This is a genomic window from Spongisporangium articulatum (assembly GCF_044465595.1).
Lineage (GTDB): Bacteria > Actinomycetota > Actinomycetes > Actinomycetales > Kineosporiaceae > Spongisporangium > Spongisporangium articulatum.
Genome location: NZ_JBITLV010000001.1, coordinates 939,264 through 952,263, shown reverse-complemented (window position 1 = coordinate 952,263; position 13,000 = coordinate 939,264). Strand labels below are relative to the sequence as shown.

General features: G+C 73.3%; 13 protein-coding genes. 4 read left to right on the top strand and 9 right to left on the bottom strand.

The features are described from left to right. The first annotated feature begins 101 nt into the window (after positions 1–101). From ACIB24_RS04585 to ACIB24_RS04570, 4 genes are read left to right on the top strand one after another with little or no spacing between them, the layout of a single operon-like run. Entirely contained in the window at positions 102–3,545 is a 3,444-nt protein-coding gene (locus tag ACIB24_RS04585; protein ID WP_398275793.1) for an ATP-binding protein, read from the top strand. Continuing rightward, positions 3,542–3,970, top strand: coding sequence for a roadblock/LC7 domain-containing protein (locus ACIB24_RS04580; protein WP_398275790.1), 429 nt, complete (start codon positions 3,542–3,544; stop codon positions 3,968–3,970). Before ACIB24_RS04585 ends, ACIB24_RS04580 begins: the two co-directional genes overlap by 4 nt. A 13-nt stretch (positions 3,971–3,983) precedes the next feature. Then, a complete protein-coding gene (locus tag ACIB24_RS04575; protein ID WP_398275787.1) occupies positions 3,984–4,364 on the top strand; it encodes a DUF742 domain-containing protein in 381 nt (126 codons plus the stop codon). Next, entirely contained in the window at positions 4,345–4,920 is a 576-nt protein-coding gene (locus ACIB24_RS04570; RefSeq protein WP_398275784.1) for a GTP-binding protein, read from the top strand. Before ACIB24_RS04575 ends, ACIB24_RS04570 begins: the two co-directional genes overlap by 20 nt. A 112-nt stretch (positions 4,921–5,032) precedes the next feature. On the opposite strand, the gene ACIB24_RS04565 is transcribed toward ACIB24_RS04570, so the two are convergent. From ACIB24_RS04565 to ACIB24_RS04525, 9 genes are all read right to left on the bottom strand, one after another. Further along, positions 5,033–6,538, bottom strand: coding sequence for a DUF7059 domain-containing protein (locus ACIB24_RS04565; RefSeq protein WP_398276754.1), 1,506 nt, complete (start codon positions 6,536–6,538; stop codon positions 5,033–5,035). Between the two features lie 141 nt (positions 6,539–6,679). After that, positions 6,680–9,022, bottom strand: a complete 2,343-nt coding sequence (locus ACIB24_RS04560; RefSeq protein WP_398275781.1) for a sodium-translocating pyrophosphatase — start codon at positions 9,020–9,022, stop codon at positions 6,680–6,682. A gap of 234 nt (positions 9,023–9,256) precedes the next feature. After that, positions 9,257–9,670: an ATP-binding protein gene (locus ACIB24_RS04555; RefSeq protein ID WP_398275778.1), complete on the bottom strand. Its 414-nt coding sequence runs from the start codon at positions 9,668–9,670 to the stop codon at positions 9,257–9,259. A 15-nt stretch (positions 9,671–9,685) separates the two neighbouring features. Further along, the gene (locus ACIB24_RS04550) at positions 9,686–10,099 is read right to left on the bottom strand and encodes an STAS domain-containing protein (protein WP_398275775.1); all 414 of its coding nucleotides are present in this window, start codon (positions 10,097–10,099) and stop codon (positions 9,686–9,688) included. A gap of 225 nt (positions 10,100–10,324) precedes the next feature. Then, positions 10,325–11,296 carry an esterase/lipase family protein gene (locus tag ACIB24_RS04545; protein WP_398275772.1) on the bottom strand — a complete coding sequence of 324 codons (972 nt, stop codon included), beginning with the start codon at positions 11,294–11,296 and terminating at the stop codon, positions 10,325–10,327. Positions 11,297–11,474: 178 nt separating this feature from the next. Continuing rightward, a complete protein-coding gene (locus tag ACIB24_RS04540; RefSeq protein ID WP_398275769.1) occupies positions 11,475–11,867 on the bottom strand; it encodes an Rv3654c family TadE-like protein in 393 nt (130 codons plus the stop codon). Next, the gene (locus ACIB24_RS04535; protein ID WP_398275766.1) at positions 11,864–12,223 is read right to left on the bottom strand and encodes a TadE family type IV pilus minor pilin; all 360 of its coding nucleotides are present in this window, start codon (positions 12,221–12,223) and stop codon (positions 11,864–11,866) included. The genes ACIB24_RS04540 and ACIB24_RS04535 overlap by 4 nt, the downstream gene beginning before the upstream one ends. Then, complete coding sequence (locus ACIB24_RS04530; protein ID WP_398275763.1) at positions 12,207–12,383, bottom strand: DUF4244 domain-containing protein; 177 nt, start codon at positions 12,381–12,383, stop codon at positions 12,207–12,209. Before ACIB24_RS04530 ends, ACIB24_RS04535 begins: the two co-directional genes overlap by 17 nt. Positions 12,384–12,556: 173 nt before the next feature. Further along, complete coding sequence (locus tag ACIB24_RS04525; RefSeq protein ID WP_398275760.1) at positions 12,557–12,973, bottom strand: type II secretion system F family protein; 417 nt, start codon at positions 12,971–12,973, stop codon at positions 12,557–12,559. Positions 12,974–13,000: the final 27 nt, after the last annotated feature.

Below are 13,000 nucleotides of genomic sequence, written 5' to 3'. Positions count from 1 at the left end.
GCCGGTCTGCGACGATTCAGGCTCACCAGCGTAGACAACCAGGCGGTCTGCGCCGGACGACGGGTCCGAAGGGGATCGGGAACGGTGAGGGCGGCGGGTAGATGAGCGGTCCTTTCCGGCGACGCGAGGAGGAGTACGTGCCCCGACACGGTTCGGCCGACACGGGCGACCTCGACATCGTCGACCCCGAACCGCGCGGGGGCGGTCTCGCACAGTGGTCGATCCGCAGCAAGCTCTTGCTGCTGGCGATGATCCCGCTGCTCGCCCTGCTGGCCGGTGGCGCCCTGCTGGTCGTGTCGATGGGCATGGACTACACCCGGGCCCGTGAGGCCCGCGTCTTCTCCGACGCGCTGGAACCGGCCGCGGCGTTCACCACCGCGTTCAACGCCGAGATGAACGGCGCCGGCCTCAGCGAACAGGACCTGGCGACCGCGCGGGCCGAGACCGACAAGGAGCTGAGCGCCCTGCGCGACCGGCTCGGCGCCGTGCAGTCCGCCGACGCCGACCTGGCCCCCGAGGTGGAGTCGGCCGAGAGCGCGCTGGGCGGCGTCACCAACGCGCGCACCCTGTTCGACTCGCTGTCCTCCAGCGGGGCCCTGCAGGTGGGCAGCCCCCAGCTCGAAGACCCGATCGACAACGTCAACACGCCGGTGCAGAAGCTGGTCACCCGGCTGAGCAACGAGCTGGCCTCGATCAGCCCCGACCGCGACGCCACCTCGGGTGCGGGCGTGCTCAGCCAGCTCAACTCCGCGGTGATCAGCGCGGACGACGAGCGCCGCGCCATCCGCAACATCCTGCTGCAGCCCAGCACGGCCGGCCCGAAGCAGGCCACCGGGCTGGCCCAGCTCGCCGCCGTCCAGGACCTGGCCATCAGCACCGCGGGCAGTGTGCTCGGTGACCCGGCGAACGCCGCCGTCACCAGCCTGAACGCGCAGGACGAGCGGCTCGGCAAGTGGCGCGCCTCGGCCACCGAGGAGGACCGGGCCAGCACCACCCCGGCACAGAACAACGCGCAGGCCCGCGAGTGGGACTCGTTCTCCGCCCAGCGGGTCGCCACGCTCTCGGCCCTGACCCAGCAGGTCGCCACCCAGGTCGGCAGCGACTCCCGGCAGAGCGAGCGGGGCACGCTGCTGCGCGCCGGTGCCGTGGCCGGGGCCGCACTCCTGGTGCTCATCGTCGTGACCTCGCTGCTGGCCGCGATCGCCCGCTCGGTCACCACGCCGCTGCGGCGGCTGCGGGCCGGGGCGGTCGAGATCGCCAGCGTGCAGCTCCCCGCCGCCGTGGCCCGGATCGAGCAGGACGGCGTCGCCGCCGACGTCTCGCTGCCGCCCGTCCTGCCCGCCGACTCCGCCGCCGGCCCCGAGACCTTCGAGGTCGCCCGCGCGGTCGACGACCTGGGCGCCGAGGCGGTCCGTCTGGCCACCGCCCAGGTGCGGCTGCGGCAGGCTCTGGACGAGGCGTTCGTCAGCATGTCCCGCCGCTCGCAGTCGATGGTCGAGAAGCAGCTGGCCATCATCGACGAGCTGGAGTCCCAGGAGCAGGACCCGGACCAGCTGCGCAACCTGTTCCGGCTCGACCACCTGGCCGCGCGGATGCGCCGGTACAACGACAACCTGCTGGTGCTGGCCGGCTCGGCCGTGCGTACCCGGGCCACCGCACCGGTCAAGATCGCCGAGCTGTTCCGCGCCGCGACGTCGGAGATGGAGCAGTACGAGCGGGTCCGCCTGCAGCCGGTCAGCGGCGCGTCCGTGGCCGGGACGGTCACCGGCGAGCTCGTCCACCTGCTCGCCGAGCTGCTCGACAACGCGGCGATGTACTCGCCGCCGAACACTCCGATCGGTCTGTCCGCGGCCTTCACCGCCGACGGCGGCCTGCAGATCGAGGTCGTGGACTCCGGCGTGGGCATCTCCCCCGGCGAGATCGACCGGTTGAACGCGCGGCTGACCCAGCCCGAGTCGATCGACACCCAGGTGCCGTCCCGGATGGGTCTGTTCGTGGTCGCCCGGCTCGCCCGCCGCGGCGGCTTCGGGGTGCTGCTGCAGGCCCGGCCCGACGCCACCGGGACCGTCGCCCTGGTCCGGGTGCCGCCCAACCTGGTCATCGGCGCTCCCGGCAACACCGGCGAGGGCCCGCAGGTCCAGCCGAACCTCCAGCTGCGCCCGGCCGGGCGTGAGACCCCGGCCGCCGCGCGACCCGCGCCGCAGGCGCCCGCCGCGGTCCAGGCCCGCGCCGCCGTGGCCCGCGCCTCGAACCAGCCGGCCCCCGTGCAGACCGGCGCCGCCGCCGCGGCCGCCGCCGCGGGTGTCCGGTCCGTCGCCGAGGAGAGCGCTCCGCTGCTGCCACGGCGCACCCGCGGCGGATCGATGGCCCCCGACGGCCGGCCGGTCAACGCCGTCACCGACGACGCCCCCGCACTGTTCACGCCCGCGGTCCCCGCGACCCCGGCCCCGAGCGAGCCGGAGCCCTTCGGTCAGGAGGCGGCCGTCCGGCCCGTGCAGCCGGCCGTGGCGCCCCCGACGGGCACGATCCAGCGTCGCGACGTCCCGCCCGCGGAGACCTCGCCCACCGGCATCCCGGTGCTGCGCGCCCCGTCGCGGGACGCCGTCCCGCCCGCGGCCGCCGAGATCTCGGCCCAGATCTCGGCGCAGACCGCCGCCCGGACGGCCGCCCAGGCGCCCGCCGTCCCGCCGCCCGCCCCGCTACCACCGGCCCTCCCGCCGACGCCGCCCCCGGCCGCGCCGGACCCGCTGACCGCGCCGACCGGGGCGTTCCGCAGCGAGCCGAACCCGACGCTGCCCACGTCGTCCAGCACGGGGGCCGCCCCCGCGGCCTGGGACGAGCAGCTGCCGACCGAGCTCGCCGCCCGCGCGGCCGCCACCGGGTCCGGATACTCGACGCCCCCCGGCGACCTGATCGGGGAGCCGCCGGCCGCCGGTGCCGAGAACGACGCGACGCCGATCTTCGACCAGATCTCGGTCTGGTTCACGGCGGAGCCGACCGGCGGCATCACGATCGACCAGGAGCAGCTGGCGCTGGGTGGGGGCGGGGTCATCGACCTGCGCGACCAGGCACCGCGCCGCCCGTCGTCCCGCTGGGAGTCGCTCGGCGACCAGCGCTGGCTGGCCACGAGCGCGCAGGCCGCAGCGGCGCCGCGGGCCGAGGGGACCACCGAGACGGGCCTGCCGCGGCGCCGTCCGGGCGCCAACCTGCTGCCCTCGGCGAACACCCTGCTCGGCCAGCAGCCGACGCCGGCGGGGCCCCCGACGGCCGCGCTCCCGCAGCGGCCCATGCCCGGTTCGGCGCCCGCTCCGGGGGCCGTCGTGCCACCGCCTCCGCCCCCGCACCCCCACGCGAGCCCGGAAGCGGATATCGTCCGTGGTCGGTTGGGCAGCTATCAACGCGGCCTGGCCAACGCACGACGGGCCCGTAACAACCCGGGCACGGAGCCGACGTACGACCCCGTAGGCGCCAGCCTCTTCACGACATCCGGGGAATCGGGTGGCGACACGCAGGACCGCTCGCACGACCAGGGAGGGGCGCATTGAGCACCGGAACGGGAACAGACGTCGCCTGGCTCGTCGACGGGTTCGCCCAGCGCGTGCCCGGCGTCGCGCACGCCGCCGTGGTCTCGGCGGACGGTCTGTTGATGGCCAGCTCCGCGGGGCTGCCACGCGACCGCGCCGACCAGCTCTCCGCAGTCGCCTCCGGCCTGGGCAGCCTCACCAACGGGGCCGCCATGTGCTTCTCGGCCGGCGCCGTGATCCAGACGGTCGTCGAGATGCAGGGCGGCTTCCTGCTGCTCATGGCCATCTCGGACGGTTCGTGGCTCGCCGTCCTGGCCGCCCCGACCTCCGACATCGGTCTGGTCGGCTACGAGATGACGTTGCTGGTCGACCGGGTCGGCCAGCACCTGTCGCCGGAGCTGCGCAACGCCGCGGGCACCCTGCCGCGCAACGGTGGCGTCTCGTAGCGTGACCTTCGCCATGGATGATTTCGGGCCGCAGGATGTCGGCGAACCGGCGCCCTCGATGGTGCGCCCCTACGCGCGCACCGGCGGGCGGACCAGGCCCTCGCACGACTTCGACCTGGAAGCCCTGGTGGTGGCCACCGCCGGCGGGCGGGACGCCGGCCGCGCCGAGATGCTGCCGCTGGAGCACGAGACCGTGATCGAACTGTGCGAGGGCACGGTCTCGGTCGCGGAGATCGCCGCCCGGCTGCATACCCCGCTCGGGGTGGCCCGGGTGATCATCGCTGACATGGTGGAACTGGGCCTGGTCGAGGTTCTAGCTACTGCCAACGGTTCCGGGGACGAACGCGACCCGGCCTTCCTGAGGAGGGTGCTCAGTGGCCTCCAGCGCCTCTGAAACCCGACCCACCCGCTCGACCAAGATCGTCGTCTCGGGTGGGTTCGGAGCCGGCAAGACGACCTTCGTGGGCGCCGTGTCGGAGATCATGCCGCTGCGCACCGAGGCGGTGATGACTCAGGCCAGCGCCGGCGTCGACGACCTGTCCGCGACCCCGAACAAGACCACGACGACGGTGGCCATGGACTTCGGCCGGATCAGCATCGACGAGGAGTTGGTGCTCTACCTGTTCGGCTCGCCCGGGCAGAACCGGTTCTGGTTCATGTGGGACGACCTGGTCCGGGGCGCGATCGGCGCGGTGGTCCTGGTCGACACCCGGCGTCTGGAGGACTGCTTCGGCCCGATCGACTTCTTCGAGGCCCGCAACCTCCCGTTCGTCGTGGCGATCAACGCCTTCGACGGGCTGCTGCGGCACCGCCCGGAGGACGTCCGCGAGGCCCTGCAGCTCGACGAGTCGGTGCCCGTGCTGGTCTGCGACGCGCGCGAGCGGGAGTCGGCCAAGCAGACGCTGATCTCGGTGGTCGAGCACGCGTTGGCCACCTGGAGCCACGTCTGACCCTTCGTTCGCTCGCGAGGAGGCGCGTCAGCGCCGACGGGCATGCAGAACGTTTCACGCACCGCCCGCGGGGCGTGAGGTCACGCCGCACGGGGTGAACGTTTCTGCATGATCACGACGTGAGGAGCAGGCCGTCCTGGATCAGTGAGCGGACGGCGGGCAGCAGCTCCTCGCGCAACTCGCCCTCGGGGCGCTCCAGCAGGGCGCCCAGGGCGTTGACGATCTGACCGACGCTCAGCTCGCCGCCGCACGCACCGACCAGCCCGGCCAGCGCCGTCGAGGCCTGCACGAGCCGGCGCGGGCCACCGTTCTGGCGTAGCAGGATCGCGGTCGGGTCCTGCGCCCCGGGCACGAAGTGCCGCTCCTCGGTGACGTCGGGCGCCACCGTCAGCGACGCCCCCAGCAGGCTCTCGTCGTCCCGCCCGTGCAACCAGTCGTGCGCCGCCAGCGCGGCGACCACCTCGGCCCCGCTGGGCAACGCCGGGGAATCCCGCCGCTCCTCGAGACGGCGCAGCGTAGGCTCGCCCTCGAGCGGGCGGCGCAACGTGATCAACCCGAACCCGACGGCCTCGACGTCGCGGGAGGCGAAGTCCGCCAGCCACGCGTCGTACAGCGCACCGGCGCCGTCGGCCCGGTGTTGGCCGGCGTCGCGGATCCACGTCTCGGCGTACTCGGCCGGGTCCTGCACCTCGCGCTGGACCACCCAACCGTCGAGACCGGCCTCGGTGAGCCAACTCTCGACCCGGTCGCGCCACCCCTCACCGCGGCGGTGCTCCCAGTTGCCGAGCAACTGCGCGACCCCGCCGGGGGCCAGCACCTCGCCGACCCGCGTGACGATCCGCCGCACCACCTCGTCGCCGACGAGCCCGGCGTCGCGGTACTCGTAGGTGGCGACGCCCGCGGCGCGCGGCGTGATGACGAACGGCGGGTTGCTGACCACGAGGTCGAACCGCTCGCCCTGCACCGGGTCGAACAGGTCACCCTTGCGCCGGTCGAACTCGGCGCCACCGAGGGTCGGGGCGTTCAGCAGCCAGGTGAGCGCGGCGAAGTCGAGCGCGCGCACGGAGATGTCGGTGGCCACGATGGAGCGGGCGTGCCGGGCCGCGTGGAGCGACTGCACGCCGCAACCGGTGCCGAGGTCGAGGACACGGCCGACCTTCGAGCGCACGGTGCACGCGGCGAGGGTGACCGAGGCTCCGCCGACGCCCAGCACGTGGTCGGCCGGCAGCGTGCCGCCCAGGGCCAGCTCGCCCGGGTCGGACAGGACCCACCAGTTGACGCCGCTGCCGTCGACGCCGTCCACCGCGCCGTACGGACGGAGGTCGACGACGGCCCGCACCGGGTCGTCGTCCCCCTCGCCGGCGGCGAGCACCCAGCCGAGCTCCTGCACGGTGTCCAGCCCCGCCTTCGGGAGCGCGGCCGCGAGCCGGCGGCGCGGCACCTGCTCGCCCAGGACGAAGACCCGCAGCAGGGTCGCCACCGGGTCGTCGGAGGCCGCGGTGACGGCCAGCGCGGGCGTGGCCTGCTCCCGGCTCAGGGCTCGGACGGCGAGAGGCCCCAGGAGCCCCTCCACGGCGTCCACGGTGAACCCGGAGAGGTCGGCGCGCAGCCTCTCCACCTGGTCGAGCAGCCGACCGACCTCCTGAACATCAGGGGCGACGTCGGGTGCGACGTCGGACGGGTCGGCCGGCTGCTCGTTCCGGGCGTTCGGCGAATCAGCGGGCGTTCCGGGCGTGTCGGTCGTCACGCGCCGGTTCTATCAGGCCGAGGGGCTGCCCACCGACTCCGGCTCGCGCGTGCCGTCGACCTCGTCGCCGCCGTCGTCCTCGGCGATGCCGATCGAACGGCGCTTGGAGACGGCCACCGCGACCACGATGACCACCACGGCGACGCCGGCGATCGTCAGCCGCAGCGGCTCGGAGGCGTCAGCCCCGAGGCTGAGCTGGACGATGGCCGGGGCGATCAGCACCGAGACCAGGTTCATCACCTTGATCAGCGGGTTGATGGCCGGGCCGGCCGTGTCCTTGAACGGGTCGCCGACGGTGTCACCGATGACGGTCGCGGCGTGCGCCTCGGAACCCTTGCCGCCGTGGGCGCCGTCCTCGACGATCTTCTTCGCGTTGTCCCAGGCGCCGCCGCTGTTGGCCAGGAAGACCGCCATCAGCGCACCGGCGCCGATGGCCCCGGCCAGGTACCCGGCGAGCGGGCCGATGCCGAGGCCGAAGCCGACCGCGATCGGGGCCATCGCGGCCAGCAGACCGGGGGTGGCCAGCTCGCGCAGCGAGTCGCGGGTGCAGATGTCCACGACCCTGCCGTACTCCGGCTTCTCGGTGCCGTCCATGATGCCGGGGTGCTCGCGGAACTGGCGGCGCACCTCGAACACGATCGCGCCCGCGGCCCGGGTGACCGCGTTGATCGCGAGCCCGGAGAAGAGGAACACGACCGCGGCGCCGAGGATCAGGCCGACCAGCACGTTCGGGCTGGTCACGTCGGTCAGGAAGCTGTTGCTGGTCGACCCGTTGGGCGCCACCTCGACCGCCTTGGTGTACCAGGCGTCGGTGTACGAGCCGAACAGCGCCGTGGCGGCCAGGACGGCCGTGGCGATCGCGATGCCCTTGGTGATGGCCTTGGTGGTGTTGCCGACCGCGTCGAGCTCGGTGAGGATCTGTGCGCCCTCGCCGTCCACGTCGCCGGACATCTCGGCGATGCCCTGCGCGTTGTCGCTGACCGGGCCGAAGGTGTCCATCGCGACGATGACGCCCACGGTGGTCAGCAGACCGCAGCCGGCCAGCGCGACCAGGAACAGCGACAGCGCCGGGGAGACGCCGCCCAGGGTGAAGGCGCCGAACACGGCGGCCGCGATGATGCCCGCGGTGTAGACCGCCGACTCCAGCCCCAGGCCGATGCCGGACAGGACGACGGTCGCCGCACCGGTGCGGGAGGTGTTCGCGACGTCCAGGGTGGGCCGCTTGTCGGTGCCGGTGTAGTAGCCGGTCAGCCAGAGGATGACGCCGGCCAGCACGATGCCGATCGCCACGGCGGCCGTGGCCACCAGGCGCGGGTCGCCGTCCAGCGAGGCCACGGAGCCCGAGGCGCCGCTCAGGTCGGCGAAGCTGTCCGGCAGGTAGGCGAAGGCCGCGACGGCGCACAGCACGAACGAGACGACCGCGGAGATGTAGAAGCTGCGGTTGATGGCCACCAGGCCCGACTCACCGGGCCGCGGGCGGGTGATCAGCACGCCGATGACGGCGGTCAGGGCCCCGATCGCCGGGACGATCAGCGGGAAGACCAGCCCCTCGGCGCCGAACGCGACCTTGCCGAGGATGAGCGCCGCGACCAGGGTCACCGCGTAGGACTCGAACAGGTCGGCGGCCATGCCGGCGCAGTCGCCGACGTTGTCGCCGACGTTGTCGGCGATCGTGGCCGCGTTGCGCGGGTCGTCCTCGGGGATGTTCTGCTCGACCTTGCCGACCAGGTCGGCGCCGACGTCGGCGGCCTTGGTGAAGATGCCGCCGCCGACCCGCATGAACATGGCCAGCAGGGCGGCGCCGAAGCCGAAGCCCTCCAGGACCGAGGGCGCGTCGGCCCTGTACAGCAGGACGACGCCGGAGGCGCCCAGCAGGCCGAGGCCCACCGTCGCCATGCCGACCGTGCCGCCGGTCCGGAACGCGATGCGCATGCCCGAGTCGCGGTCGCCGTTGCGGGCGGCCTCGGCGACCCGGACGTTGGCCCGCACGGCCAGCCACATGCCGAGGTAGCCGATCGCGGCCGAGAAGATCGCCCCGACGACGAACGCGACCCCGCGCCCGATCCGGATGTCGGCGTCACCCGGCAGCAGGAAGAGGAGCGCGAACACCAGGACGACGAACCCGCCCAGGGTGCGGAACTGGCGGCTCAGGTACGCCGAGGCGCCCTCCTGCACCGCCCGGCCGATCTCCTGCATCTTCTCCGTGCCGTCGGCGGCGGCGAGCACCTGCCGGCGGAAGACCCAGGCGAGGACGAGGGCCACGAGTGATACGCCGAACACCGTCCAGACGAGACTGAGGTTGCTGCCCTCGATGGTGATGTCGGCGGTTGTCGCGGCCAACGGGAATCCTGGCATCCGTACGTCCTCCTCGACGAGACCACGGCAGCGCCAGGCCGTGTCGCGTCAGTGCGGCACGAGTCGGTGGGGCGAAGCCGGGGCACAACTCCAAGCGGATCTTCAGCCGGCGAGCCGGCAGTCCCAACCCGGCGGAGTCTACGGAACGTGATGCTCCTCACCAAACCGACGCCGCAGGTGTCTCGTGTCACACTGCTGTAACCGTTTCGTACCCGACCGGCGGTACCGCGAGGATCACGAGCCCCCGACGGGACCGCGGGGTTGCACCGGCGGTGACGCGGTACTGCCGGACTGCCACCACTCGAGCCGAATCAGCCCGGCGGGCCCACCTTTTCCGGGGAGCACCTCGACGGCGTCGGCCAGTCCCTGGAGCAGGGCGATGGCCAGCGGGTCGTCCGGCGTGACGGGTGCGGCGCCGTCCAGGACCTCGACCGTGAGGCCCGGTCCGGCGTCCTCGATGCCCAGCAGGATGTCCTCGGCGCAACCGTCCTCCAGGCACCGGTTGACGGCGCGTGCGCAGGCCTCACCGACCGCGGTACGCAGCTCGTCGAGGCGCGCGGCGTCGAAGCCGGCCCGGCGGGCGACGGCGACGGCGACCAGCCGCGCCGTGCGAACGTGGCCGGCGGACGGCGGGAAGCGCAGTTCCACCCCGGCCAAGGGCGGCTACGCCCCTGAGCCCGGTAGGTCCGCCCCCGGCTCGCCCGTGAGGTCGATGGTCCGCTCGTCCCCGTCGGCGGGCTCCTCGGCCAGCAGCGCGTCCGCGAGCGTCGCGTGGATCGGGAACACCTGGACCAGCCCGGTGATCCGCAGGATCTTCAGGATCTTCTCCTGGTCGCTCACCAGGCGCAGGGTGCCGCCGCGGGCCCGGGCCCGTTTCAGGCCGCCCACGAGGACGCCGAGCCCCGTCGAGTCGAGGAACTCGACCGCGCCCATGTCCACGACGATGTCGCTGACCCCCTGGGCGTCGAGTTCCGCCAGGCGTTCACGCAGTGAGGGCGCCGTGTACACGTCGATCTCGCCGGCGACGCTGACGACGGTGCGCACCCCCTCCTGCCGGGTCATCACGTTCAGCTCCATGTGACCTCCGTACGTCTGCCGTAGCCCCGCCGTCGCCGTGGCCTGCCCTCCGGGCATTCAATCATCTTCCGGTCACGCTGGGACGAGTAGAGCTGTACGAAGTGTCATCAAGTTTGCGTGAAGCCTGAGCCCGAAGCGGAGCGGCAAAGCAGAACCGGCCCGGACGACGAGCGTCCGGGCCGGTTCTGTTCGGTACGGGTGGTGCGGTGGTGCAGGTGCCAGGTGTCAGCCGCCGATGTAGGGCAGGGAGACGACGCACTTGGCGGCGGTCTTACCGTCCAGCGCACGAGCGGCGCGGGTGGCGACGTTCTGGCTGTAGGTCATGCCCAGGTGCTCGGAGGTCTCCAGGATGCACTGGTTGTTGACCAGGATGTTGGTGACCTGCGAGGCCGGGACGCCCGCCTGCTTGCTGAGGAACGCACCGGTGTACGGGGTCACGACCTGGTCGCCGTTGGTCTCCAGGACCGTGTACTTGACCGTGTCACCGACGCAGACGTTGGCGGCGGCACCGGTCGGGCAGGAGTTGACCTTGTTCATGAAGTCCGAACCGATGGTCTGGTCGATCGCGGCCGGCTGCACGAGGGCCAGCGGGTCCACCAGGCCGATGGCCTTGCCGAGCTTGGCCAGACCGGACAGCGTCGTGCCGTTGTTCGAGGACGCGAGGCCCACGAAGTTGCGGACGCTGGCCATGCAGCCGGGCTCGTACTTGATGCAGTAGCGCGGCATGACGCCACCCTGCGAGTGACCCACGATGTCGACCTGGGTGGCGCCCGTAGCCGCCTTGACCCGGTTGATGTAGGCGTTCAGCTGGCCGGCGCTGTTGGCGATGCCCTGCCAGCCCCACATCACGTCGCCGGGGTTGCCGCCGTAGTTGAGCGTGTAGACGCAGTACCCCTTGTTCTTGAAGTACGGCGACATGGCCATCCAGTTGTCGCGCTGCTGCTCCCAGGTGCCGTGCACCAGGATCAGGGGCAGCTTGTTGGGGCTGTTCTTCCAGTTGCAGGAAGAGGTGGTGCCGGCCTTGGACACGTTCTCCGCGCCGGGGGGCGTCTGCGCCGAGTTGGGCAGGTTCGGGATGAAGCCGGCCGCCCAGTTCCAGTTCACGTTCAGAGCCGCGTTCGCGTTCGCACCGGTACCGGCCACCAGGCCGGCGACGGCGACCGCGGTACACGCGGCGAGAGCCAAGCGACGTCGCATGGGTTTCCTCCAGGTCGTCAGGGGGAGCCGGCGACCGAGGCGTCACCGGCGACGGGCTGGAGACTATGGCCTGCGCCACACGAGTTACTAGTCGGTAGAGCCAGTAATCTTCCGTTAACTTTCACTACTTTGCGTAGTTCTTGATCTCTGTCCGCTGTTTCCGCAGGACCGGGCGAGTTCACGCCCCGGCCTGCGGCCCGGCCCGCGCGGCCGCCCGCGCCGTCCCGAGCGGCACCGGACCGGGCATCGGGACCGAGACGAGAACCGTTGCGTCGTGGGAAGTCTCGACCACGCAGGCGTCCAGACGGGCGGCATTGGCGCGGGCCACGCCGGCGGCGACCGCGCAGGGCGCGCCCCTCACGTCCACCCAGCCCTCGGCGACCCCGGCGGCCGCGAGCGCGGCGAGGTCGGCCGCGGTCCGGGCGCGTTGGGAGAGGACGGCCGCTTGACCCACCAGAGCCACGACGGTGACCAGCAGCCCGGCCAGAGCCGCCACGGCCAGCACCAGGACCGTCGCCGCACCACCGTCCCCGACGCTCCCCGGCCCGCACCGGCCGGGGCCGGCGCTCACCCCGACTCCCGCGCCGCGACAGCCTCCGCCCGGACCGTCAGGCCCGGGCGACCGGGCAAAGGCAGCCGCACCGCGGAGCGCACCTCGACCCGGACCGTCCCACCGTCCACCCGGACGGTGACCGTCGAGCCGGGGGCGCGGGCGGTGGCCGCCCGGACGACGACGTCGCCCGCCTCGTCGCGGGCGGCCAGCCGGGCCGCCTGACCGGCGGCGTCGGTGCACCGGACCTGGGCCGCGGCCGCCGTCCCCGCCGAGAGGACGGCCGCCAGGAGCAGCACGACTCCCGGAAGCAGGACGGCGAGCTCGGCGGTGACCGCGCCCCCGTCCGACCGGCCGCCCTCAGATCGAGAGCGCATCACGCACGATGCCCAGCAGCATCCCCTTGACCTCGCCGCTGCGCAGGATGCCCATCAGCAGGCCCGCGAACCCGCACGCGGCGAGCAGCGCGATCGCGTACTCCGCCGTCGCCATCCCCGCGTCACCGCTCAACCGCCGCAACTCTCCTCGTCGCCGCATCCTCTGCCTCCCTCTCGGCATCCCGCTGCCGGCCGCGACCCCGCGACCCGCGGGGTGCTGCGAGCCTGCCCGCCCGCGCGGGGCCCGGACCGACGCCGGGGCCGCGGCTGTGGACAGGCTCACGGTCCTGACGGGTGTGGACGGCGGGACGCGGCGGCCACCGGAAACCGGGGTCAGCGGGTGAACAGGTCGATCACCAGCGGGACGACACCGGTCAGCACGAAGGCGGGCAACCAGCAGAGCCCGGTGGGGGCGACGAGCCAGACCTCCAGCCGCCGGACCGCCCGCTGCTCGGCGACCACCGCCCGGCGGCGCTGCTCCTGCGCGGACCGGCGGACCAGGGTGGCCGGCGCGACCCCCGCCCGCACGGCCAGGTCGAGGGCGGAGACGAGTTCGGCGAGCGCCTCGTCGCCGGGCTCCGGCCCGCGCGGGAGAGCCGTGCCGAGCCCCGCGGCCGCGTGCCGCAGGAGGGCGGCGCGAGAGTCGCCGGCCCCCGCCAGGCCGTCGGCCACCGCGTGCAACGCCGTCTCCGGTGGCAGCCCGGCCTGCAGGACGGCGGCCACCAGCTCGGCCAGCAGAGGAGCCGGCACCGGTCGTCCGGCACCGGATCCCGGCTC